Source organism: Psychrobacter jeotgali (assembly GCF_904846315.1).
In the GTDB taxonomy this organism is placed as follows: Bacteria; Pseudomonadota; Gammaproteobacteria; order Pseudomonadales; family Moraxellaceae; genus Psychrobacter; species Psychrobacter jeotgali.
The window spans coordinates 1314404-1339319 of the sequence record NZ_CAJHAF010000001.1 but is presented as its reverse complement, the minus strand read 5'-3'; the positions used below and the strand labels follow the sequence as shown (position 1 = coordinate 1339319).

Annotated in this window: 20 protein-coding genes and 1 tRNA gene; 17 read left to right on the top strand and 4 right to left on the bottom strand. The window is 43.2% G+C overall.

Features of this window, described 5'->3' with window-relative positions; translation table 11 throughout:
- The first annotated feature begins 57 nt into the window (after positions 1–57).
- From JMX18_RS05315 to JMX18_RS05295, 5 genes are all read left to right on the top strand, one after another.
- On the top strand, positions 58–1653 hold the full coding sequence (locus tag JMX18_RS05315; protein ID WP_201585356.1) for a 3-deoxy-D-manno-octulosonic acid transferase: 1596 nt from the start codon (positions 58–60) through the stop codon (positions 1651–1653).
- A 162-nt stretch (positions 1654–1815) separates the two neighbouring features.
- On the top strand, positions 1816–2580 hold the full coding sequence (locus JMX18_RS05310) for a 16S rRNA (uracil(1498)-N(3))-methyltransferase (RefSeq protein ID WP_201585354.1): 765 nt from the start codon (positions 1816–1818) through the stop codon (positions 2578–2580).
- 212 nt (positions 2581–2792) lie between these two features.
- Positions 2793–3926: an extracellular solute-binding protein gene (locus tag JMX18_RS05305; protein ID WP_201585352.1), complete on the top strand. Its 1134-nt coding sequence runs from the start codon at positions 2793–2795 to the stop codon at positions 3924–3926.
- A 53-nt stretch (positions 3927–3979) separates the two neighbouring features.
- Complete coding sequence (locus JMX18_RS05300) at positions 3980–5647, top strand: ABC transporter permease (protein WP_201585350.1); 1668 nt, start codon at positions 3980–3982, stop codon at positions 5645–5647.
- A 132-nt stretch (positions 5648–5779) separates the two neighbouring features.
- A complete protein-coding gene (locus JMX18_RS05295) occupies positions 5780–7102 on the top strand; it encodes an ABC transporter ATP-binding protein (RefSeq protein ID WP_201585348.1) in 1323 nt (440 codons plus the stop codon).
- 7 nt (positions 7103–7109) lie between these two features.
- Here JMX18_RS05295 and JMX18_RS05290 read toward each other — a convergent pair whose 3' ends face one another.
- Both JMX18_RS05290 and JMX18_RS05285 read right to left on the bottom strand, forming a co-directional pair.
- On the bottom strand, positions 7110–7988 hold the full coding sequence (locus JMX18_RS05290; RefSeq protein WP_201585346.1) for a methyltransferase domain-containing protein: 879 nt from the start codon (positions 7986–7988) through the stop codon (positions 7110–7112).
- An 85-nt stretch (positions 7989–8073) separates the two neighbouring features.
- A complete protein-coding gene (locus JMX18_RS05285) occupies positions 8074–8349 on the bottom strand; it encodes a hypothetical protein (protein WP_201585344.1) in 276 nt (91 codons plus the stop codon).
- A 594-nt stretch (positions 8350–8943) separates the two neighbouring features.
- Between JMX18_RS05285 and gyrA the strand changes: the two genes are divergently transcribed.
- The 5 genes from gyrA (at position 8944) to JMX18_RS05260 (ending at position 15467) form a co-directional block, all read left to right on the top strand.
- Positions 8944–11727 carry a DNA gyrase subunit A gene (gene gyrA / locus JMX18_RS05280; protein ID WP_201585342.1) on the top strand — a complete coding sequence of 928 codons (2784 nt, stop codon included), beginning with the start codon at positions 8944–8946 and terminating at the stop codon, positions 11725–11727.
- Positions 11728–11962: 235 nt separating this feature from the next.
- Complete coding sequence (rarD, locus tag JMX18_RS05275; RefSeq protein ID WP_201585340.1) at positions 11963–13033, top strand: EamA family transporter RarD; 1071 nt, start codon at positions 11963–11965, stop codon at positions 13031–13033.
- Between the two features lie 253 nt (positions 13034–13286).
- The gene (locus JMX18_RS05270; RefSeq protein ID WP_201585338.1) at positions 13287–13955 is read left to right on the top strand and encodes a glutathione S-transferase; all 669 of its coding nucleotides are present in this window, start codon (positions 13287–13289) and stop codon (positions 13953–13955) included.
- Positions 13956–14069: 114 nt separating this feature from the next.
- Positions 14070–14318 (top strand): hypothetical protein, encoded by a 249-nt coding sequence (locus JMX18_RS05265; RefSeq protein ID WP_201588365.1) that lies wholly within the window; start codon positions 14070–14072, stop codon positions 14316–14318.
- Between the two features lie 3 nt (positions 14319–14321).
- Positions 14322–15467, top strand: coding sequence for an MBL fold metallo-hydrolase (locus JMX18_RS05260; RefSeq protein WP_201585336.1), 1146 nt, complete (start codon positions 14322–14324; stop codon positions 15465–15467).
- A 6-nt stretch (positions 15468–15473) separates the two neighbouring features.
- Here the strand turns inward: JMX18_RS05260 and JMX18_RS05255 are convergent, their stop codons facing one another.
- Positions 15474–16454 (bottom strand): ATP-binding protein, encoded by a 981-nt coding sequence (locus JMX18_RS05255; protein ID WP_201585327.1) that lies wholly within the window; start codon positions 16452–16454, stop codon positions 15474–15476.
- 146 nt (positions 16455–16600) lie between these two features.
- Between JMX18_RS05255 and JMX18_RS05250 the strand changes: the two genes are divergently transcribed.
- On the top strand, positions 16601–17548 hold the full coding sequence (locus JMX18_RS05250) for a serine/threonine-protein kinase (protein WP_201585325.1): 948 nt from the start codon (positions 16601–16603) through the stop codon (positions 17546–17548).
- Positions 17549–17630: 82 nt separating this feature from the next.
- Here the strand turns inward: JMX18_RS05250 and JMX18_RS05245 are convergent.
- A tRNA-Leu gene (locus JMX18_RS05245) sits at positions 17631–17715 on the bottom strand.
- 478 nt (positions 17716–18193) lie between these two features.
- Here JMX18_RS05245 and rimO point away from each other — a divergent pair.
- From rimO to ispC, 6 genes are all read left to right on the top strand, one after another.
- Positions 18194–19801 carry a 30S ribosomal protein S12 methylthiotransferase RimO gene (gene rimO, locus JMX18_RS05240; protein ID WP_201585323.1) on the top strand — a complete coding sequence of 536 codons (1608 nt, stop codon included), beginning with the start codon at positions 18194–18196 and terminating at the stop codon, positions 19799–19801.
- A gap of 143 nt (positions 19802–19944) precedes the next feature.
- Entirely contained in the window at positions 19945–20670 is a 726-nt protein-coding gene (pyrH, locus tag JMX18_RS05235) for a UMP kinase (protein WP_201585321.1), read from the top strand.
- Between the two features lie 194 nt (positions 20671–20864).
- Positions 20865–21419: a ribosome recycling factor gene (gene frr / locus JMX18_RS05230; RefSeq protein ID WP_201585314.1), complete on the top strand. Its 555-nt coding sequence runs from the start codon at positions 20865–20867 to the stop codon at positions 21417–21419.
- A 454-nt stretch (positions 21420–21873) separates the two neighbouring features.
- Positions 21874–22644, top strand: coding sequence for a polyprenyl diphosphate synthase (gene uppS / locus JMX18_RS05225; protein WP_201585312.1), 771 nt, complete (start codon positions 21874–21876; stop codon positions 22642–22644).
- Between the two features lie 66 nt (positions 22645–22710).
- On the top strand, positions 22711–23523 hold the full coding sequence (locus JMX18_RS05220; protein WP_201585304.1) for a phosphatidate cytidylyltransferase: 813 nt from the start codon (positions 22711–22713) through the stop codon (positions 23521–23523).
- Between the two features lie 148 nt (positions 23524–23671).
- Positions 23672–24880 carry a 1-deoxy-D-xylulose-5-phosphate reductoisomerase gene (gene ispC, locus JMX18_RS05215; protein WP_201585302.1) on the top strand — a complete coding sequence of 403 codons (1209 nt, stop codon included), beginning with the start codon at positions 23672–23674 and terminating at the stop codon, positions 24878–24880.
- Positions 24881–24916: the final 36 nt, after the last annotated feature.

Genomic DNA, 24916 nt, shown 5'->3' with positions numbered 1-24916 from the left:
TTAATTTATAACCTTAATTCCCTTAAACTTCTATCACTTATCAATCTGGGCTTATTTATGCCATCTTCTTCTATGCCACCAAAACATCCAGCAGCTGAAAATCAGCCACTGAATCATACTGTAGCGATGAGAACACCTGTTCATCCACCTTGGTATTATCGCTTGGTTATCAGCCTATTAAAGCCTTTATATCGTTTGCAAGTATGGCAACGCTCGCATAAACGAGATAATTATCAACAAGAAGTCGCTCAACGCTTTGGCAAGCACTATCCGCCGCGCCCTATGGCTGACGCTCGCTTGCAAAATATTCAAACCATTAATTCTCAAGTAAATAGTGCTAATTTGGATATCAAAAACCAAGTGATTTGGTGTCATGCGGTATCGCTAGGTGAAACTAATACTATTGCGCCATTACTAGATGCTTTGATAGCCAAGGGTTATCAGGTTTGGCTCACCAATACTACGCAAACTGGCTATGCTAGAGGGGCGAGCCGTTTTGCTGATGAGATTGAGCAAGGGTTTATGAGCCATAGCTATGTACCGGTAGACTCTCCAGCAGTGATTAAGACTTTTTTGGCGCATGTGCAGCCGATTGCTGCTTTATTTGTGGAGACTGAGCTGTGGGCAAATATCCTCATCGAGCTATCCACACAACGTATTCCAAGTATTTTGGTCAATGGGCGCTTATCAGCTGCGTCGTTTACTCGCTATCAAAAGATTGCTGCTGTCAGTGCTAGTATGATGCAGAACCTTACTTTAATCATTGCTCAAGATGAAGACTCTGCCAAACGTTTTGAACAATTAGGCGCAAGTCCAGCGCAGATACATACGGCCGGCTCTCTTAAATGGGTAATTAATACACCCAAACCTACCCATCAAATCCATGCTAGAGCTAATGACACTGCTACCGAGCTCGAATCATCACAACCGACCAAGCCTGATCTTACCCACCTAAACCGTCCTGTATGGATAGCCGCCAGTACGCATAGTGGTGAGGAGAGGACGGCATTATCTTGGCATCAGCAGTTATTGACCGTTCCTGAGCTGAAAAATACTTTATTGATTATCGTCCCACGCCATCCTGAGCGCTTTGACGAAGTAGCGGACTTGATTAAACAAGCAGGGCTACAGATGGCGCGGCGTAGTACCAATGATGCTATTAGTGCTCAAACGCAAGTATATCTGGCTGATACCATGGGCGAGTTGATGCACTGGTATGCGCAGGCTGATGTGGCGCTGGTTGGCGGCTCCTTGGTAGATATTGGTGGTCATAATCCAGTGGAGCCCGCTAGTGTGGCAACGCCAGTAATCATGGGTCAATATACTCAGTCTTGCCAAAGTGTCGTCGATCAGCTCGCTAGTGTGGGGGCGTTATATCAACCTAATAATAACTTTTACCAAGCGCTTAATATGGAGCAGAATATAAAGAGTATAGAGAATAGTAAAGATCTACAAAATGAACAACTGACCTCCGGCTCACCAGTCATAGAGGACACTGCACTTATTTATCAGCAGTTGCAGTTTTGGCTTAGCGAGCCAGAGTTGGCTCAACAGGCAGGACAGGCTGGAGAACAAATGACGGTGCAACAACAAAATGTCCTTAGCCGTCAGTTAGCGTTGATTGAAGATGTCGTCGGGAAGGCTATAAAGTAAACCCTAAATAAAACTGTCACGTGCTGCTGGGATTAATTTTACGCAGCCTCTGTCAGCGCAGACACAGCACGCAAGTAAAATTAGTCCCAGCAGCGCTATTTAGTCCCAGCAGCGCCATATTGTGCCGTTTTTAAATTATCTTAACTATAAGTAGCAAAGTTTATGAACTGTCTTTTATTGCCTGCCGATCATTTCTCGTCATCCAGCGCTTATATCGATGACCCCGTACAAATTACCCATATTTATAAAGTGTTGGGAGCACAAGTAGGCGATAGCCTAAAAATAGGACAACTGGAGGGAAATTTAGGTAGCGCTATTATCGATAGCATGACTTTGGATCATATTCAGTTAAAGGAGGTGCAGTTAGATAGCTTGCCACCGCCAAAGCTTAACGTCAGCGTTATCTTAGCGCTACCACGACCTAAAGTGCTGCGCCGTTTGATTATGGATATGACCGCCCTGGGTGTAAATGATATCGTATTAATTAATAGTTACCGAACGCAAAAAAGCTATTGGCAAAGTCCGTTATTATCACGTTTAGACGAGTTTGTACTAGAGGGATTGCAACAAGGGATTGATACAGTAAAACCTACTATTAGCCTACAAAAACGTTTTAAACCGTTTGTGGAAGATAAGCTGGAAAGTCTAATTGAGGGGTCACCTGCAATCGTAGCGCATCCTTATAGTGAGCAGTCATTAGCGCAATACTTACAGCAATTAGCTTTCAATGAGTGCTCTGATACAGATTCTAGTATAGACAAAAAGCTACCCAAAGTGGTCTGTATTGGTGCTGAGGGCGGCTGGATTGATTATGAAGTTGACTTGTTAAAGGCGCAAGGTTGTCAGGCCGTTAATATAGGCTCGCGTATCTTACGTACAGAAGCTGCCGTCAATGTCATTTTGGGTCAATGGTTATTACATAGTTGAACAATATATATCAGGGAAAAATAAAAGGTCATTCAACAAGTAAACTCATTTAGCCAGTCAAACAAAGTTATTGATAATTACTATCATTTGTATTAGTATGTTGCTGTTAGATTTCATCATACTTTATATTCGTCTACTCACTTATTATCAATTTGGGTTAGTAGCCTACATTTACCCTCTTATATATCTGCTGCACTATCCTGGAGAAAACGATGTCATTGAATGCGATCACAGAATCATTATCTTTTAACCGTCCTGTCAAGGCTACCTTATCTGTTGCCGTATTTGGCATGATGTTGGGGCTGGCAGGATGTAATAATGCGTCTACTCCTGAGCAGAATACTGATACAGAGACGCCAGTAGGTGAGCAAGAGGTGGTGGTTGATAGCACAACCGCTAGCAGTACTGATGATCAAACCGTTACCATTTATTCTTCACGCAATGAGCAATTGATCAAGCCATTATTAGATCGCTATACCGAGCAGACTGGCGTTAAGATTGAGCTGGTAACCGATAAAACAGGTCCATTGATGGCTCGTTTGCAAGCTGAAGGCGACAATACACCAGCTGACATACTATTAACGGTTGATGCCGGTAACTTATGGCAAGCAGGCGAACAAGGTCTATTGCAGCCAGTAGCCTCTACCGTGCTTGAGTCTAACGTTCCTGCGAAGTATCGTGATCCAGCTGGTCATTGGACTGGACTATCCCTACGTGCCCGTACTATCTTTTATGATCCTACTAAAGTTGATGCGGATCAGTTATCTACTTATGCCGATTTGGCGGATCCAAAGTGGAAAGGCAAGCTGTGTTTGCGTACCTCAAAAAAAGTCTATAACCAATCGCTGGTTGCCAGTATGATTGAGCATTTAGGCGCTGAACAAACCGAACAGGTCATTCGTGGTTGGGTAGATAATTTAGCAACTGACGTTTTCAGTGATGATACTAGCTTATTAGAAGCTATTGCTGCTGGTCAATGTGAAGTGGGCATCGCTAACAGCTACTATTATGGTCGTATCCTTGATGAAAAGCCTGACTTTCCAGTAGAGATATTTTGGGCTAACCAAGGTACAACCGGTACCCATGTTAATATCTCTGGCGCTGGTGTAGTAGCAGGATCTGACAATCCAGATGGCGCATTAAAATTGATGGAATGGCTGTCTTCAGATGAAGCTCAAGGTATTTATGCCAGCGCTGACAAAGAATACCCTGTGAAGCAAGGTATTGATGAGTCTGAGCTACTTAGATCTTGGGGCACTTTTAAGCAAGACGATATTAATGTGCAAAAATTTGGCTCTTTGCAAACCCAAGCTATTCAAATGATGGATAAAGCAGGCTATAAATAATCGTTCCTAATAAATCTATCGGTTGCTTGCGCAGCTGATGTGGTAATAATTTTATGATGACAACGCCAAATGTGTCCGCTAATCCAGACGACACGGTTAGCACTGACAGCCAAGCGGTTAGCCCAGACCATACTGTGCGTAAGCGCATCACTTCAAAATCAGTCCTAGGACTGATTTCGTTGTTTATGCTGGTACCGATTGCTATTGTGTTGCTCTCTTGGCTGCAGCCGCCGGCTGACATCTGGACGCATATGCGTGAATATGTATTGCCGCAAGTCCTAAAAAATACGGCGATTTTATTGCTGATGGTAACGGTGATTGCCGGTAGTATTGGTACTGCGCTGGCATGGATGACCAGTATGTACCGCTTTCCAGGCCAGCGTTTTTTCTCATGGGCACTCATGCTACCGCTGGCGATGCCCGCTTATGTATTGGCCTTTGTTACCGTGGGTATTGTAGATTTTAGTGGGCCTCTACAGACGATGTTACGCGATATGGGTATGACTACAGCTATTCCCTCTGTCCGTAATGTATGGGGCGCAGGTTTAATATTGTCATTAGCCTTCTATCCTTATGTCTATCTATTAGCTCGCCAAGCCTTTTTATCGCAAGGGCGACGGGCTATCGAAGCCGGTCAAATGTTAGGGCTTAGCCGTAGCCGAGTGTTTTTCCGATTAGCATTACCGCAAGCGCTACCGTGGATTTTAGGCGGTTTATTACTTGCTACTATGGAGACTTTGGCTGACTTTGGAGCCGTATCGGTATTTAATGTCGATACTTTTACTACGGCTATTTACAAAGCGTGGTTTGGCTTTTTTAGTCTAACTACGGCCGCTCAATTAGCTGCCTTACTTATTGGGGTCATATTTATCGTGGTGCTCTTTGAGCAGTATTGGCAAGCACGGCGCGGCAATGCCATCACTCAAGGTAGTACTCGTCGCTTTGAGGCCAGTAAACCTGCTAAAATAGCCATGAGCTTGCTATGTAGCGTAGTATTTTTAATTGCCTTTTTAGTGCCGTTCTTGCAACTCATATATTGGACCGCAACTAATTTTCGCCAAGATTTTGATGCGCGTTATATCGACTTTGTGACTAATAGCCTTATGATTGCCAGTATGACTACGCTGCTTATTGCGGTTTTGGCGATTATTATTGCGTGGATTAAGCGCCAATATCCGGATAAATCGACCAAGCTGATGGTCACTTTAGCCAATTTAGGCTACGTGGTTCCGGGTACGGTGCTGGCGGTTGGGGTCTTTATTCCCATTGCTTGGCTGGACAATCAGCTGATTGGTTTTGGTATTACTTCACAGCAAATTCTCTCAGGCAGCGTTATTGTGATGCTCTTAGCTCTGTCCACTCGCTTTATGACCGTTAGCTTTCAGCCAATAGACCGCCAACTGCAGCGCTTAACTGTCAATCAAGAAGCGGCTGCTAAATTACTGAGTGATAGTCCGGTTCAGCGCTGGCGACAAGTGGTATTACCGGTGCTTAGTCCGGGTGTGCTGACCGCTTTATTAATGGGTTTTGTAGAGGTCATGAAAGAAATGCCTATCACTTTAATGACCCGTAGGCAAGGTTGGGACACGCTTGCTGTACGCGTGTTTGAGATGACCAGTGAAGGGATGTGGGGCCGCGCCGCCTTGCCAAGTTTACTGATAGTGCTGGTCGGTCTGATTCCTGTTTGGATATTACTGCGTCAAAGTGATAAAACCAGTTAATCGCCGCAGCACTGTATCGTTTTTAAAGTGAATCAGCTCACAAGTCTCTTGTGAATGTTGTATATGACCCAAATATAGTATGGTGTCTCTCAATTGTTTTACCTAATTGCTTTTAACCTATTGGTACCGTCTATGCCTACTGATCTAATGAATAATGTGACAGACCAAAAAATGCCTACTAAACATAAGAAGGTAACTACTGCAGCACAAGTGCATGATGCTAAGGGTTCGGTAGCTGCAGCATCGACGGTATCAAAGAACGGTGATCAGCACGTTAATTATGCTAATAACTCACTACCTGATGATAGGGATAAAAAAAGCGCGGATAAACCTTATCTGACCGTAAAAGATTTAGTAGTAGGTTATGACGATGTCACAGTAGTTAATGGACTCTCGTTAAATTTACAACAGGGCGAGATTGGTTGTTTTTTGGGTTATAGCGGCTGCGGAAAAACCACAGCCTTACGAGCGATTGCAGGGTTAGAGCAAAGCCAACACGGTTCGATTTACTTAAATGGTCAGCGCTTGACTCATAAGAGTGCCCGTAAATCTTTTGCGGTGGCGCCCGCTAAGCGCGGTATGGGCATGGTCTTTCAGGACTATGCTTTATTCGGTCATTTAAGTGTCAAAAAGAATATCGCTTTTGGTTTGAATAAATGGTCAGCGGCAGATGCCAAAGCACGGGTGAGCGAGATGTTAGCCTTGGTCGAGTTGACTGAGCATGCGGATAAACGTCCAAATGAGCTCTCTGGTGGTCAACAGCAGCGAGTAGCATTAGCACGCGCGCTGGCACCCAAGCCAAAATTATTATTATTAGATGAGCCCTTCTCCAATCTTGATGTGATGCTGCGAGAATCGCTTGCCATGAGCGTGCGTGATATTTTAAAACGTACTAATACTACGGCGATTTTGGTGACTCATGACCAAAATGAGGCTTTTGCTATTGCTGATAAAGTAGGGGTCATGCATCAAGGTAAATTGGTACAATGGGCAACACCTAGTAAGCTTTATCATGAGCCTGTTAGCCCCTTTGTTGCTGAATTCGTTGGTGAAGGGGCTATGATAGATGGCATTATTAAAGAAGGGCATGTTGAGACCGCACTGGGTGATATCTATCGGCGCATGGAGATCTATGATGAATCAGGACAGCCGCAATACTGCGAGTATGATTATCCTAATGGAACGCCTATTAAAGTGCTAGTACGCCCTGATGATATTATTCATGATGATGAAAGTACCCAGACGGCATTGGTGGTTGGACGAGTATTTCGTGGCGCTAACTATCTGTATCGTTTGCAACTAGACAATGGACAAACGGTTTTGTCACTAGTGGCTAGCCATCATAATCATGAAATCGGCACCCACATTGGTATCTTACCTATACTTGAGCACGTGGTGGTATTTGATGAAAAAGACATCAATGCCACGACTTGGTCAGAGTACGATAGGATATAAACTACTTTTAAATCAAAAAACTATCGTTAGTATGACGACTGGCCAATATATGCAAATAACGCCCAAGCCATTTATAAGGCTCCTGGCGTGAGTAGCGTAACTCCATTTCTATAACGGCTTCTGGGTCATTATGGCCACCACGCTTTAGCGGAGCGTAGTCATGAAAGACTCGTAAGCCACTCGTGAGTATTGTTTTATATTGATGCTGTTGCAACCAAGACTCCACCTCCTGCCGTGCGACCGGATGGTTCGGAGTCAAGCTTTTCTTATTGTCCGCTTTATAATCTTGATTATTAAGCAGGTTAAAGTTACCCATAATCAGGTTACGATAATCAAAGCTAGCAGGATTGTAAAAACATAACGATAACCCGCCATTCTCAGTCAGCTGACGATCAAAGAAGTCCATAATTTCCGCAGGCTCTGCCAGCCATTCCAGCAAAGCGTGACACAAAATTAAATCGAATTTATTGCTATCTTGATCTAGAGATTGGCTTGAGTGGTCTGTACTTAATTTATTTTCAAGCTGTTGATAAGGACAGGCATACCAAGTGATATCGAGATTCTTATCCTTTTTATCCGCATGAGTTTTTGCCTTAGCTAACATGTTCTCCGAGATATCATTAATGACCACACTGTGACCCTGAACGGCAAGCTCTATGGCGATTTGCGCCAGTCCTGCCCCCACATCTAAGACCCTTAAGGGTCGTCCCAAATCCTTGCTCGTTTGCTCAGTATATTCAAAAATATCACGGCGCAAAACCGCCAGCCTAATCTGACCTTTTAAGCCACCATAGACCTTTTTTTCAAAGTGATCAGCAATCGCCTCAAAACTGCGATCGGTTCGGTGCTCTGTGAGCGCTTCAGTTTGGCTATTATTATTTATCATTGTTTATCGTTAATCTCGATAAGAAATTAGTTTGCATAAGCAGTTGAATTTAATGATTATTGCTAAAGGTTTTTTATGAACAGGTTCAGCGCCGGCGTTTAAGCACCCACTGAAATATCAGTTTGGATACCGTGATAATGACAAAGACCACGGCTATAAATATCCAGATACCAGTATCTTGCAAATTCTGCTGATAGACTTGGGTGAGATATACGGATAAAGCTATAGCAACCAATAATGAACCCCAGCGGATAAAGGGGAGTGCGCGGTTATTATGAGCGGGAAAATGGTGCGCGTAGTCGCTAGAAAAGCTATATAGCACCATCGCTAATATCCAAATAATTGCTAAAACGATGTCCATAATATTAATACCTATTTGTAGAGCGCAGTATGTTGTGTATATATTGCAAAACCCTAATGGTTTAATCCCCACTCAATACAGGTTTGCCCGCTGAAGATTTGCCAAACGAATGACGCAAAGCACTTTTTATTATGATTGGTGAAGCTTTAATGAATAAATGGGATGCTACTACTGTGGTACCTAGTGTGCAAGGTAATTTTGTGGTTAATCTTTGAGATAGACCCCTAATACGCTCTCTAAAAATAATTAAAATATCCGGTTTAAGTTCTCGTAAATAACACGGAGAATCCTTGATAGCTTGACTTTGGTTTATTGCAGTCAAATCACCATGGATAGCGCTTACTGTGAGTAATTTTGCTTGATTTTAATAGCGTATAGATACCCCCAAGTAGGCAAATTTGTGCTAAAATAGCTTCTTTTATTCAACATTAAAACTATCGCCATTTTCCTATTATTTTTACAGGCAGCAACACTTTTTAGGGTCAGGATATTTATAACATAACGGTGCGTTTGCGCCGTTATTTCTGATAATTAGACAGTGATGTGATTGTGAATAGCAAATACTAGAGAGTGGATGTGAGTGAAGGAACGTATATGAGCGAATCGGTCAGTCCTATTGCCATCGTAGATGAGTTGAAACAGTCCTATTTGGATTATGCGATGAGCGTGATTGTCTCACGCGCGCTACCTGATGTGCGTGATGGGTTCAAGCCAGTACACCGCCGTGTGATGTATGCGATGCACGTGTTGTCCAATGATTATAACAAGCCTTATAAAAAGTCAGCACGTGTAGTCGGTGATGTCATCGGTAAATATCACCCACATGGCGATAGTGCCGTCTATGACGCTATCGTACGGATGGCGCAGGACTTCAGCTTGCGGTATCCGATGGTCGATGGTCAAGGTAACTTTGGTTCAATCGATGATGATCCACCGGCAGCGATGCGTTATACCGAAGTGCGTATGACCAAGTTAACCCATCAAATGCTCGCCGATTTAGATAAAGATACCGTCGACTGGGAAGATAACTACGATGGTTCTGAGCGCATGCCCAGCGTGCTGCCCGCACGCGTTCCAAACCTGTTAGTCAATGGTGCAACCGGTATCGCTGTAGGTATGGCGACCAATATGGCACCGCATAATTTAACTGAAGTGATTAATGCTTGTTTAGCTTATGCCGAGAACCCACAAATATCCGGTGAAGAGTTAATGATGCATATCTCAGGCCCTGATTTCCCTACAGGAGGGATCATCTACGGCCGTGCTGGTATTCAAGACGCTTATCGCACCGGTAAAGGTCGCCTGCATGTCCGTGGACGCTATCATATTGAAGCTATGAGCGATACCGGTGTCAACCGAGATCGTGAGCGCATTGTCTTTACCGAAGTTCCTTATCAAGCCAATAAAGCCAAGCTCATTGAGCGTATTGCTGAGCTGGTACGTGATAAGAAAATTGAGGGTATTACTGAGATTCGTGACGAGTCTGACAAAGACGGTATGCGTATCGCTATTGATCTGCGCCGGGGAGAAACGGCTGAAGTTATTGTTAATAATTTATTCTTGCAAACCCCGCTTGAGACTAGCTTTAGTATCAATATGGTGGCACTCGACAATGGTCAACCTAAGCTTTTGACCTTGCGTCAGCTGATCGCCGCCTTTGTGCGCCATCGCCAAGAAGTAGTGACCCGCCGTACTATTTTTGAGCTTAATAAAGCGCGCGTACGTGGACATTTGCTCGAGGGTTTGACTGTAGCATTGGCCAATATTGACGATATTATTGCTACGATCAAAGCTTCTGCCAATCGCGGTGAAGCTCGTGAGAGTTTGCTTGATAATACTTGGGGTTCGGGTAGCGTGGTTGCTATGTTAGAAGCGGCTGGCAGTCAGTCAGTACGCCCTGATTATATCGAAGGCGAAGACCCCAAAGCGCCGTTTGGCTTGATTGAAGGTGGCACGCATGTAGAGCAAAGCTACCGCTTATCGCTTGAGCAGGTTAACGCTATTTTAGATATGCAGTTGCATCGTCTAACCGGTCTTGAGCAAGATAAGTTAACCGAGGAGTATCAAGATCTGCTGCGTGAAATCGCTAATTTAGAGTCTATCCTAGGTAATTTTGATAAGCTGATGACTATTATCTCAAACGAGCTAATTGAGATTCGTGAGAATTTTGGTGATGAGCGTCGTACTGACATTATTGACTCGCGTACTGACTTTAGCCGTGAGGATTTAATCCCTGAACAAACAGTCGTAATGACGGTCTCACGTACCGGCTATGCCAAAACTCAACCTATTGACGATTATGTTGCCCAAAAACGGGGTGGTAAAGGTAAGTCGGCTACTGCCATGAAAGAAGATGACGTTATTGATCATTTGGTAGTGACTTCAACTCATGCTACGGTGCTGTGCTTTACTGATACTGGGCGAGTCTTTAGTTTGCGTGGTTTTGAGGTGCCAATTGCCAGCCGTGGTTCGCGTGGACGTCCATTGGTTAACCTAATCGGTATCGATGGTGACGAGTCGGTTACGACTATTTTACCAATACCTGAGATGTCTGACGAAATAAGCAATCATTTTGTCTTCTTTGCAACAGCTAACGGTACGGTTAAACGTGTTGAGCTTGAGCAGTTTGCTAATATTCGTTCTAATGGTCTCATCGCTATCAGTCTTGAAGATGACGATAAGCTGGTCAGTGCCCATATTACTGATGGTAGCCAAGATGTGATGTTGTTTGCCTCAAGTGGTAAAGCCATTCGCTTTGATGAAAACGATGCGCGCTCTATGGGCAGGACAGCTAAAGGGGTGCGTGGTATGCGCCTCGCTGATGATGAGTTTATCAAGTCCTTGGTGGTTATTAACGACGATGTTAAAGAAGTGCTGATTGCCTGCGAAAATGGCTTTGGTAAACGTACCTTTATTGATGAATTCAATACTCAAAACCGTGGCGGTGGCGGCGTTATCGCTATCAAGACTAGTAAGCGTAATGGCGCTCTAGTTCGTGCGACTAAAGTTGATCCTGAGGATGATATTATCCTGATATCAGACAAAGGCACGCTAGTACGTACGCCAGTAGAGCACGTTGCTAGTGCGGGTCGTAATACCCAAGGGGTCACCTTGATTCGTCTGTCAAAAGACGAGAAATTGGTTTCGATGGCCCGTGTCGAACACGAAGAAAATGATGAAGCGCTAGTCGATGCGATGAAGAATGACGGGACTTTTGAGCTAGAAGGTCAAGAGCAGCTAGCGGTTGATACGGTGACTGATAGCACGGTACTAACTGATGTTAATGAAGTAATTGATATTGCCAATGACTATTCATTAAACGACCAATCAAACGATCAGTCAGAGCATGAAGACAATATAATTGATAATGACGATTAAAAGTCTAGCGGCATAGCTTTTAGTTTAGTTTTTTATAACGGTTCTAGAAAAGAGCCTCTGACGTTATCGTCGGAGGCTTTTGTTTTTTTCTAAAAATTGCTAATAAAAAATTTTAATACCACTTTCAAAATCAAGAAAACCATAGCAAAAACTAACGAAATAGCAGTGTTAATGAGTCTTTTGATCGAGCTGATTGGTTTTTTTGGAAGGAGTGTCATTTTCAAAGGCTGTTGTTATGTTAACTACCAATCGAACCTTTCAAGGAACCGTAGCATCGGTTTTATCGAGCGTTTTATTCTCACTAATGTTCTTGTTTGGGTTGTTCATGCAGCCTTTATCAGGTACGCAAGTAGCCTCGTGGCGTATATTAATGATGTTGTTAAGTTTGGTACTATTGGTCAGTTTTACCAAGCAGTGGCAGCATGTCTTTGATTACCTAAAAACCTTGAAAACGCCGCAGGATTGGCTGTTATTTATCTTACCTACACCGATTTTGGGTGGACAGATTTGGCTATTTATGTGGGGGCCAGTCAATGGTTTTGGTCTAGATGTCACTTTAGGCTACTTCTTACTACCTTTAGTTATGATATTGGTGGGCCGCTTTTTTTATAAAGAGCCTATGAGCAGCTTGCAATGGGTGGCTGCGACAGTGGCAGCAGCGGGTGTGGGCTATGATATCTTTCAATATGGATCGGTATCTTGGGTGACTTTATTTGCTTGTTTGGGGTATCCTCCTTATTACCTTTTACGGCGAAAGCTTGCTGTGCCGCCAATTACTGGCTTACTATCTGATCTAACTTTACTGACACCTATAGTGTTAATTATGCTGTTTATCACTGGTGGCTTTAGTATGGCGGCAGCTTCGAGTAAATTTTGGTACTTACTGCCACTATTGGGTGCTTTTAGTGCGCTGGCGATGTCATTATCTATGGTGGCCAGTAGTAAGTTGCCAGTATCGCTATTTGGAGCTTTAAGCTACCTTGAGCCTATGCTTTTATTCGTATTATCCGTGACGGTTTTACAACAAAGTCTCGATGAAGGCGGCTCTCTATTTATGTATAGCATGGTTAGCTTGGCATTACTATTCATGATTATGGACAGTATAATCGGCTATATCTCCCGTCGTCGTGATGACCGCTTGCATGGTTATAATGAACCACAAGTCGTTACTTTCCCGCCACGTCGCCGTTTAATAGACCGGCGGATTGACGGGGTACTGCGAGCGCATCGGTTCCGCAAGATTCGTCGCTATCAGCAGCGCATGGATAGAATCAAACAAAAAATTGAGCAAATGGATGCCAAATAAAGAGTGGTAGCTTGCTGTTGTGTTTACAACTGTACTTTGACTATTCAGGCATTGTTTTTCGTAACAGTGGCGTGCCTAGACTGTGTCAAAGGGCATTAAGTACGCTATTATCATAAAGAAAGGTATAGCTCTTATACTATAGTTCTTTCCCTTTAAAACGGATAAATGCTATGGGCTGCACACTTTTTATTTAGGACTAATTATACTTATAATTACCACTATTAATAATCATAACTTAATACTAGGATGGTCTATGTTACACCTACATCATTTAGAAAATTCACGCTCTTTTCGTATAATATGGCTTTTAGAAGAGCTAAATGTGGATTATAAATTGACCTGTTACGAGCGTAATAAAGCGCATTTAGCCCCCGATAGTCTAAAAGAGATTCATCCGCTAGGTCATGCTCCCATATTAGAAGTGGACGGCCGTCCATTGGTTGAGTCTGGTTTTATTATGGAATATTTGCTCAAGCATTACGATAAAGAGCAGCAGTTCAAGCCTAGCGATGATAATGAAAGCGCTTGGGAGGATTATACTTTTTGGATGCACTTTGCTGAAGCTTCTGTGATGCCGCCGTTAGTCATGCGTTTGGTATTTACCAAAGTAGTCGAAAAGTCGCCTATGCTGGTAAAACCCATTAGCAAAAGTATCCAAAAGCAAGTTGAAAATAGTATGATTGATAAGAACTTAAAAATCATGCTCAATATGATGGAGCGCCAATTACAAGATAATCATTGGTTTGCAGGTACTGACTTTAGCGCTGCCGACATCCAGATGCATTTGGCAGTAGTTGGCGCTAATGCAGGAGAAGGCTTAGATAAGGTGAAATATGCTAATCTATTAAATTGGCTCAAACGTTGCCAAGAGCGACCAGCCTTCAAGCTTAGTGAAGAGAAGGGCGGACGCCTGCAATTTTAGAGACAGCGTTCACTATCTTTGCTATCTTATGCTTATTCATAGGGCGTGTCATCGACTAGTACATTGATGACACGCCCTAATTATTAACCATAATCGATTCAATAAGGCAATTCGATGACCGATCATAAGAACATAGAGCCCACACCTACTGATAAAGACTACACTAGTTTAACTGAGCAACATACAAATCCGCAGCAAGTGTCTATAAAGGCATGGTCGCAAAAGCTACTGGTGGTATTGCTTTGCGTGGCTAGCTTTTATGGCGGCTGGAAGTCTTATGAGTCCAATATGGTTAACGAGTGTGTGGCAAGTGGCGGTCAAGTCGTTGAAGGCGGTAAAACCATCTTATGTGAATTATCATAAGCTATGTTACAATTGACTTTTTTAGGCACTTCAGCAGGCGTTCCTACCAAAGCGCGCAATGTCACTGCGCTGGCTATTGAATGTTTAAACCCTTATTTGACAGGTTCTAAGCAGCACAGTAAAAAAAATCGACCTTGGCTCCTTATTGACTGCGGTGAGGGTACACAGCAGCAACTGCTACATACCAAATTATCACTCAATCAACTGACCGCCATTTTTATTACCCATATCCATGGTGACCACTGTTATGGTCTGCCAGGACTTCTAGCTAGCGCAGCGATGTCAGGACGACGCGAGGCGATAACGATTATTGCGCCAAAAGCGATTGAGAAATTCCTTGACGCCGTCAAGCTCACTACCCAACTATACTTTCCTTTTGCGGTTCATTTTATAGCGATTGAGGAGCTACTGAATCGTGAGCAGCTTCAAGATGCAGATACCAATACAACTCAAGATAAAGAAAACAGAAAATTCACCATTCCTCTAAGTGCGCAGCAGCGCTTGGACATCGATATTCATCCCTTGTCGCACCGCGTACCTTCTTATGGTTTTGGGCTCACCCAAATTATCAGCCGCCGTACGCTGAATACTGACAAACTGCAGGCGGATGGTATCACTGCAGGCCCACTATGGGGCAAGCTTCAACAAGGCGAAGATGTTCGTAGTGATGACGGGCAGTTATTACGTTCAGCAGATTATGTGCAGCAGCAGCAGCTGCGTACTCGCATAGTGGTTGCCGGCGATAATGATACGCCGAATTGCTTGACAGCGGCGGTAAAAGATACGGATTTGCTCATTCATGAAGCCACTTATACTACTGAGGTTTTAGCCAAAATTTTAGCTAAAAACTCTGACCTTGATACTGCTTTTAACAGCGGTTTTGACCCGATGCATAGCAGCGCGCGCCAAGTGGGCAGTTTTGCGCAAAAGAGCGGTTTGCAAAACCTTATTCTGACCCACTTTAGCGCCCGCTATCAGAGCTTTGATAACCCAGAGAGTAGTACAGCAAACATGGGACACATTCGAATAGATGCTCAAAGCGTTTATCATAGTAACCTGTGGCTCGCCGCCGACTTTGACCAGTATCTGGTAAATGGTGCGACTGACAACAGTGTGCAGTATTTAGGTTCAGCACGTAAACCTGATTAGCGCATTTTAAGATGGATTATCCGCCGCTGCCAGCAGCTTTTTACCACTCCAATATCGACTAAACTGATAAGCTATGCGCCCTGAACGTCCACCGCGCTGTGATGCCCAGCGTAAAGCTTCAGCTCTGATAGCTTCGGGCAGCTCCTTATCAGGTGCAAAATCATCGATAGTTAGCGTTTTATCGTTATCTGTTTTACAGAGAATGTGCGCCATTTGCCCTTGTAAATAATGTCGCACAATTTGTAAATAGGTCTGCTGATTCATCGGATGAAAGGATAACCATAGACCAAAACGGTCGGACAAAGAAACGGTCTCATCGATGGTCTCATAAGGATTGACTTCATCAGTTTGTCCATCATAAATGTTCAGATTATCTTTCATCATTTGCGGTAATAAATGACGGCGATTACTGGTCGCATAGACCAAAATCTTATCTTGCTCGGAGTCCAGCGAGCCATCCAGCACGCTTTTGAGGGTACGATAACTCTCATCTTGACCGTTAAACGCCAAATCATCGCAGTAGACGATATAACGACAACCGCAATCAGCAGGCAGCTCATTGATAGCCGCGCGAATCTTATCGAGCACCAATAAATCATCACGGGCAATCTCGATAATACGTAGCCCCTCGCTATGATAAGCTTGCAGCAATGCTCGAATCAAAGATGATTTACCAGCGCCGCGCGTACCGGTCATCAGTACATGATTGGCCGGATAGCCTTTTAAGAACTGGCGGGTGTTTTGTACCAGCTTTGACTTTTGGGTGTCAATACCCTGCAAGTCATCTAAGCTCAAAAATAGATTAACCGTTAGGGGTTCTAGATGCCCAGTGCGATCACCAACCCAGCGATAAGCCAATTGCTCAGGGTCAATCTCAATAGTTGGCGTGATACGCTCTTCAAGATATTGAGTGAGCAGAGCTAGCAAAGGCTGAGGTAGGGCATAGTTGTCATTAGAGGACTGAGGGATTTGCAAAAAATCGGACATAGGGTTTCTATTACTTATAAGTATTAAGGATAATAAATCAAGGTTTAGCGATATAGCTAATCCACTTTAGAGAATACAGTAGCACGCTCTAATAGCAGTCTCTTTTTATTCTAAACTGACGATATCAAAAAGTGCATGTTCATACTATGAAAAATAGTGCCAGTAATCACAGTCAAATACAAGCGTTGCAGATGCAAGCTGAACAATTATTGCCATCAATAACTCATGCGCTATCAAATTTGGGCTATCAAAAAGCAGTGCATCAGCGTATCAGCCAGCAGAATGATGATAGTGAGATTAACTATCAAGGCTTAACTCGTGCCCAGTGTAAGCCGTTTGGACAGATCATTATTAGATGGCAATTAAGCTTAAATCCTCAAAACTCAGCACCTTTAAACCACGAAATAAGAGTTGCAAAAGCTTTAAATGAGTGGCAAAACAATCAAAATAACACTATTGCTCCATCGTTATTAGCGTATAACAGTATAACCATAACAGCATTAGCCCAGCCTCAAGAGCTGGTCTTACTTGTGATGCCGTATTATCCCAATGGCAGCTTAGCACAGGTTTTAAAACAACCGCTCAATGAGCAGCAAAAGCACTCCCTTATCGTGCAAGCCGCGCAGCTTGTTGACAGTTTTCATCAAAGCGGCTGGGTTCATGGTGATATTAAACCCAGTAATATTTTAATTGAAGATAATCTGTCTTTATTATTAACGGATTTTGCTTTAGCAAAGGGTGTCGATAACAGTTTTGACAATAATTTTAATGAAGATAGAAAAAATAGCGCTGGCACGCCCGCCTATCTTGCGCCTGAGTGCTGGCAAGGGCAGAGCGCTACAGTACAAAGTGATATTTATGCGTTTGGCATTATGATGTATGAGATGTTGATGGGCAAGAGACCGTTTGCAATAAACTCGCAAAGTGATGACCCATTACAAGAGTGGGCGCTTCAGCATTGTCAGCAGCCTATTCCTATCTTGCCAAAGCAATATGCTCATTATCAGATGATTATTGATAAGGCGCTGGCGAAGTGGCTGGAGCGGCGTTATAAGAGTATGCAGGAGGTTTTGGGAAGTTTGAAGAGGATGTAAGTTGATAAAAAAATCTTCAGACACAAAAAAACCTGCTAAAAAGCAGGTTTTAATATTGGTTCTAAGATGAACTAACCGAAAATGGTGGGGATGGAGAGACTCGAACTCTCACACCTCTCGGCGCCAGAACCTAAATCTGGTGCGTCTACCAATTCCGCCACATCCCCATTTGCGTTACTCTATCATCAAAAGCGTTTAAATTCAAACACCGTCTAGACAAATAACTGATTCGGTAGTGCGTCTCAGTGGTTGGCTATTATATAGAAAATAATTATCTTGGCAAGCCCTTTTTGCAATTAATTTAAATTTTTTAATACTATGTGAGATAGCCAGTTGATATTATTAGCATTTATGACAAATAATTTTTATTGGTTACCATCCTTGTTTTGTTTTATCAGCGATACAGCTGTGTGCTGAGCAATACTCGGCTGTTTGAGTTTACGAGTGACAATATAATGTTTCTAAATAATGTTTCTAAGATAATAATCTAATAGCCGCTGTTTCTTCACTGCCACTATTATTAAGTACCGCTTTATTCAAGGTATTATTTAACTGCAAATCAACAGGATAGCGTGGCAAAACTGGCGATTTACGTAAAAAAAACGTACAATGCGCTCAGCCCATTCATCTCAAGCAAGGTCAGCTATGTCCAAAACCTCTACTCAGTCAGCCGATACTACCCTTTTAGACAATAACATCAGTAATATCACTGATTCAGGCGTCCCAAAACTTAAAAATACCGCGACGGTCTTTAATCCTGCCCAGCCTCAGCCATCGCAGGCAGCAGATAGCACTCAGCCGTATCATCATAAAGCCAATCATAATCAGAACCGCAGCATCACGCAAAGTAGCGACATTACTACTATTAATAGTGCAGCTGCCAATGCGTATGCAACTAGTGCGCCTGTAAACAGTGCACCAAAGATCGGCTTTGTATCGCTTGGGTGCCCTAAAGCGCTAGTGGATAGCGAGCGTATCATTACTGAGCTAAGCCGTGACGGTTATCAAGTGGCCAGCGACTATGACGGCGCTGATTTGGTGGTGGTTAACACTTGTGGTTTTATTGAGTCGGCAGTACAAGAGTCTCTCGATGCGATTGGTGAGGCTATTAGTAAAAATGGCAAGGTGATTGTCACGGGCTGCTTGGGTAAAGAAGCGGACAAGATCCGTCAAATGCATCCAGCGGTACTGTCAGTGACTGGCGCTCACGCTTACGATGAAGTCATTACCGCAGTAGCTCAGCATGTGCCAAGACCAAATCGTAGCTTGGACGTTAACTACGATCCCAAGATTGATTTAATCAATGAAGCGGGCATTAAGCTGACCCCCAGTCATTACGCTTATCTTAAGATATCAGAGGGCTGCAATCACCGTTGTACCTTTTGTATTATCCCAAGTTTGCGTGGTGACTTGGTCTCTCGTCCCATTGATAGTGTGATGAATGAAGCTATGGCGCTGAAGAATGCGGGTGTAAAAGAACTGCTCATCATCTCGCAAGATACTTCAGCTTACGGTCTTGATTTAAAGTACAAGACTAGCTTTTGGAATGGCATGCCGATTAAATCCAAGTTTTATGATATGTGCCAAGCGCTAAATCAATTGGGCATTTGGGTGCGCTTGCATTACGTCTATCCTTATCCGCATGTGGACAAGGTGGTTGAACTGATGGGCGAGCACAAGCTGCTACCTTATCTGGATATTCCTTTCCAGCATGCCAGCCATAGTGTGCTAAAGGCTATGAAGCGTCCAGCGCACAGCGAAAACACCCTGGCGCGTATTCATAAATGGCGTGAGATTTGTCCTGAGATTGTCATTCGCTCAACCTTTGTGGTTGGCTTCCCAGGCGAGACCGAAGAGGACTTTCAATGTCTGCTTGATTGGCTAAAAGAGGCACGTCTTGACCGCGTGGGCGCTTTTACTTATTCAGAAGTTGAAGGTGCGGTTGCCAATGATCTTCCTAATCCAGTACCCGAGGATGTTAAACAGTCGCGTTACGAGCGTTTGATGGCCTTGCAACAACAGATATCAGCGCAAAAATTGCAAGAAAAAGTAGGCAAAACCCTAAAAGTATTGGTCGATGAGATAGATAACGAAGAAAATATCGCCATTTGCCGCAGCTATGCTGATGCGCCTGAGATTGACGGTCATGTCTATGTTGATGATATTGATGATACCGTAAAAGTAGGGCAGTTCTTAAGTGTCACTATCGATGAGGCAAGCGAATACGATTTGTTTGCTAGTTATAAAGGCTAAAACTTATTAAGCTAAAGACTACTGGGTTTAAAAGTCTACTAAGACCGTTAAAAGTGCCCCATCATAAGTAGTTTTTGCTACAATTAGCACAATTTTAAATGCCCATAGTTAAACCATAACTTACATGACAATAAGGTGCTTCCATGTCTGATAAAAACCCTCTTTTTTCGCGTATTTTGCTCAAACTCTCTGGCGAAGCCTTAGCTGGCGGTAAAGACATGGGTATTGATACTGCCGTACTTGATAAAATGAGCTTATCTATTGCTCATTTGCGCGGGCTTGGCGTACAAGTCGGTATCGTCGTTGGCGGCGGTAACTTATACCGCGGCGCACAGCTGCAAAAAGAGGGCTTGGTTGGCCGGGTTACTGGCGATCAGATGGGAATGCTAGCCACCGTTATGAATGGCCTTGCCATGCGTGACGCTCTTGAGCGCCGCAATATCAAGACCCGTTTGATGTCAGCCTTGCCTATTGGCGAGGTCACCGAAAGTTACAGCAGCCGTAATGCGATTCGCTATCTTAAAAATGGCGAAGTTTGTATCTTCGTTGCTGGTACGGGTAACCCATTCTTTACCACTGATACGGCAGCATGCCTGCGCGGGATTGAGATTGAAGCGGGTCTGATTTTAAAAGCCACCAAAGTTGATGGTGTTTATGATAAAGATCCAAGTTTGCATGCTGATGCCCAAAAGTATGATGGACTGACCTTCGATGAGGTTCTCGAGCAAAAACTCGGTGTCATGGATTTAACGGCTATTGCCTTATGCCGTGAGCACAACGTACCTTTACAAGTATTTGATATGACTAAGCCTAATGCTCTATTAAACGTAGTTATGGGCGAAAATGAAGGCACGCGTGTTTATCATTAATGAGCAAGCTGAAACTTAATATAGATGACTAATTCTAAAATCAAAGCCGCTGAACCAAAAACTAGTGGTTTAAAGATGATTTTTAAAAGCAATGTTTCTATAATATAGTAAAACAATAAGTACAGTAAAATAATAAGCAGCTAACTATTAACCCCCATGAGTGATTTATCGTTATCGGTAAATAAGGATATATTATGATTAAAGAGATTAAGCAAGACGGCGAAGCGCGTATGCGAAAGACGCTAGAAGCGTTAGAGAACACTTTTAGCAAGGTACGTACGGGACGCGCGCACCCTGGTATGTTATCAGGTATCATGGTCAGTTATTACGGAGCAGATACGCCGCTCAATCAAGTCGCCAGTGTCAACGTAGAAGACTCTCGTACTCTACTGGTACAGCCATTTGATCGGACTATGGTACAAGCCGTAGATAAGGCGATTCGTGAAGCAGATTTGGGTTTGAATCCTATGACTGCGGACGTAATTCGAGTGCCGATGCCAGCGCTAACCGAAGAAACTCGCCGCGATATGCAAAAATTGGCGCGCGGAGAAGCTGAAAATAGCCGCGTTTCTATTCGTAATATCCGTCGTGATATGATGAATGATATCAAGGACTTAGCCAAAGAAAAAGAGATCTCAGAAGATGATGAACGCCGTGCTAACGACGATATTCAGAAGCTGACTGATAAGTATATCGAAACTATCGATAGCAAACTCAGTAATAAAGAAACTGACTTGATGGAAGTTTAAATCCTCTAGGCCTTAGGTGGTTTATAGATTTAGTGTAGTCCTTATTATAATTCGCACAGCTTTGTCAAATAATTTAGGATTATAACTATACTATTAACTCACTTTTTGCTTAAGTTTTAGCTTTTATTATATGAATACTATATTGATGCTATAGTTGGTTAAATGACTAGCTATAGCTTATTTATATGGCATTTTTATATTTTGTCAAACGCTGTACCGCAATACCAAGACACTATTACTTGTCTTTTGAATACTTGATTTATTATGAATAAATAGAGCACTGTTTGACTGTGGTTTTACGATAAATGCTTTATGGTAAGTTTGTGAATTTTAAATGCTACGCTATGTAAAAAGCCTAGCATATATTATGATAAAACTTATCTCGTAAATCACGTTCTAATATCTCCATAAGCGTTGACTATTAAACTTACCTCAATAATAAGCAGTACAGCTCATGTCTACTATCCTCTCTGCAGATTCTACCATCATTCCCAAACATATTGCCGTCATTATGGATGGCAATAACCGCTACGGAAAAGCTCATAAACTAGGTAAAGGTGAGGGTCATATCGCTGGCAAAGATGCCTTAGATCCTATTGTCGAATATTGTCTGAGTACGGGAATTGAAGTGCTGACTGTTTTTGCTTTTTCAAGCGAAAACTGGCAGCGACCGCCCAATGAAGTATCTTTATTGATGTATCTTTTGGCATTGACAATCAATGAGCAAATGCCAAGAATGCAAAAGTACCGTATTAAGTTACGTTTTATTGGTGATCGCAGCCAGCTTACGGATGAGTTGCAAGCGTTAATGGCAGATGCTGAAGCTAAAACTGCTAACTTTGAAGCCATGACTTTGGTTATTGCTATTAGTTATGGTGGACAATGGGATATTGCTCACGCCGCTCAAAAGCTTGCTAAGCAGGTGCAGGAAGGACAGTTGCGTGCTGAAGATGTGACCAAGGAACGTTTGGCACAACATGTGCAACTGGCTGATGTGCCAGCTGTTGATATGCTCATTAGAACTGGCGGTGAGTACCGTATCTCAAACTTCTTATTATGGCAATCTGCTTATGCCGAGTTATTTTTTACTAAAACTCTGTGGCCTGATTTTAGACCCCATGAACTTGCTACCATGATAGCTGAGTTCTCTCAACGTCAACGCCGTTTTGGCAAGACTAGTGAACAAGTAGAGACCCAAACCACTGTGATTAATGAGTGTGATTAATGAGCATAAAATCGCTATAATGTAGTATTGGTTGGCTATCTTCTATAATTATAAGGCCTGATTAGTATGTGGCAACGGATTAAAACGGCGATTATTCTAATTATCATCGTCGGCATAGCGATGTTTACTAGCAAAACTCCAATACTATTTATACCCTTGCTCGCAGTTGGGGTTACGATTGCAGCTCACGAATGGACCAAGTTAATGCCTAGGTGGCGTCATCCGCCTATGTTTGTTTTGATGGTGTTGGTTATTACCTTAGCTTCGCTATGGCTGCAAGGGACTTGGGTGTGGTGGTGGATAGCGTCTTTTATTATTTGGCTGATGGCCCTATCTTGGGTAAGCCAATTTCCGACGCATACTAATTGGTACGGTAAAAAACTGGCGCTCATGGGAGTGGTGATATTAACCGCTGCCATTACTGCTATGTTCTATTTATGGCAGCTATCAGCTTGGTGGCTACTCTACGTATTTGTATTAGTCTGGTGTGCTGATAGTGGTGCTTATTTCGTCGGGCGTAAGCTGGGTCGCCGTAAGATGGCACCGAACGTTTCTCCCAATAAAAGCATGGAGGGACTGGCAGGCGGAGTAGTCACTGGCCTTTTAGTGGTCCTTGCTATTAGTGTCTTTATGTTGCAGATGACGGGAATGGCACTGGTATCTTTCGTCGCTTTATCACTAGTGACGATATTGGCTTCAGTGCTGGGTGATTTGTTCGAGTCTATGCTCAAGCGCCGTGCCGGCGTGAAAGATTCAGGAACGATTCTGCCCGGTCATGGTGGTATATTAGACCGTATTGATTCGCTATTATCAGCTATCCCTATATTTGCTTTAGGCTTTTGGGGATTACAGCAAATGGGCTGGTTAGTAATAATATAATAAATAAGCTCATTTTATGGTCGATTACAGTCAACTCCATATAAAATTGACACTTTTAAAGTGACTTAACTATAGACAAAGCTTTTAAACGATAGCTTTTTTATCTATATTATCTTTATTTTTATCCTTCAAAATATCATAGGCATTGATGGTTATGACGCAACGCATCGCCGTACTTGGCGCAACGGGTTCTATTGGTGATAGCACCTTAGCAATATTAGCCGCTCATCCGCAGAATTACGAAGTTTATGCGTTATCAGGCTATCAGCGTTTGGATAAGTTGTTGGCACTATGTCAACAGTTCACCCCTAAGCGCGTAGCCGTACCTACAAGTGCAGTTGATGAGTTTGCTCAGCGCTTGCGCAGTGTGGGATTGAATACTGATGTCGTTGGAGGGCAGTCTGGGCTAATCGAGCTGGCTAAAGATAGCCAAGTGGATACAGTGGTCGCCGCTATTGTGGGAGCAGCAGGACTGCCATCAACATTGGCAGCAGCTCGTGCTGGTAAGCGTATCTTGCTAGCTAATAAAGAAGCACTAGTGATGGCTGGGCAAGTCATGATAAAAGCGGTAAAAACCCATCATGCTACCTTATTACCGCTTGACTCTGAGCACAATGCCATTTTTCAATGCCTACCCGCCGCCATCCAACAAGACAATACTCAAATTCATGATCAAAGCTATGGCGTGCGTAAATTGTGGCTGACAGCGTCTGGTGGTCCTTTCTTACGAAAGTCATTTACCCAAATGCAGCAAGCAGGGGTAGCCGAAGCAGTCAAACATCCGAACTGGTCAATGGGTCAAAAGATATCGGTCGATTCTGCGACGATGATGAATAAAGGGCTGGAATTGATAGAAGCCTGTCATTTATTCGATCTAAATGAAAGTAAGATAAAGGTGGTGATTCATCCACAAAGTATCATTCACTCAATGGTAGAATATAATGATGGCAGTTTTTTAGCACAGTTGGGTAGCCCCGATATGAAGACCCCTATCGCTCATGCCCTGAGTTACCCTAAACGCATCGATAGTGGCTCGCAGCCGTTAGATTTATTTGCATTAAGTGCTCTAGAGTTTATTGAACCTGATTTGCAAAAATTTGCTTGTTTAGGCCTTGCTCGTCAAGCGATGCAGGCGGGAACGCAAGCGACTACCGTGCTCAATGCTGCCAATGAGATTGCAGTTGCGGCGTTTTTAGCAGAGCAAGTGCGTTTGACTGATATTGCCGCTATAAATGAACAAGTATTAAATGAAGTCCAGGTGCCACTACTAGATGCTAATTCTGATATTGATGATATTTTGGCGATAGATAGCTTGGCAAGGAGCTACACTGAGACCCTTATAGCAAAGATGGTTTAGTATAAATTTTGCTGGATCAGAACCTATTAATAGCTA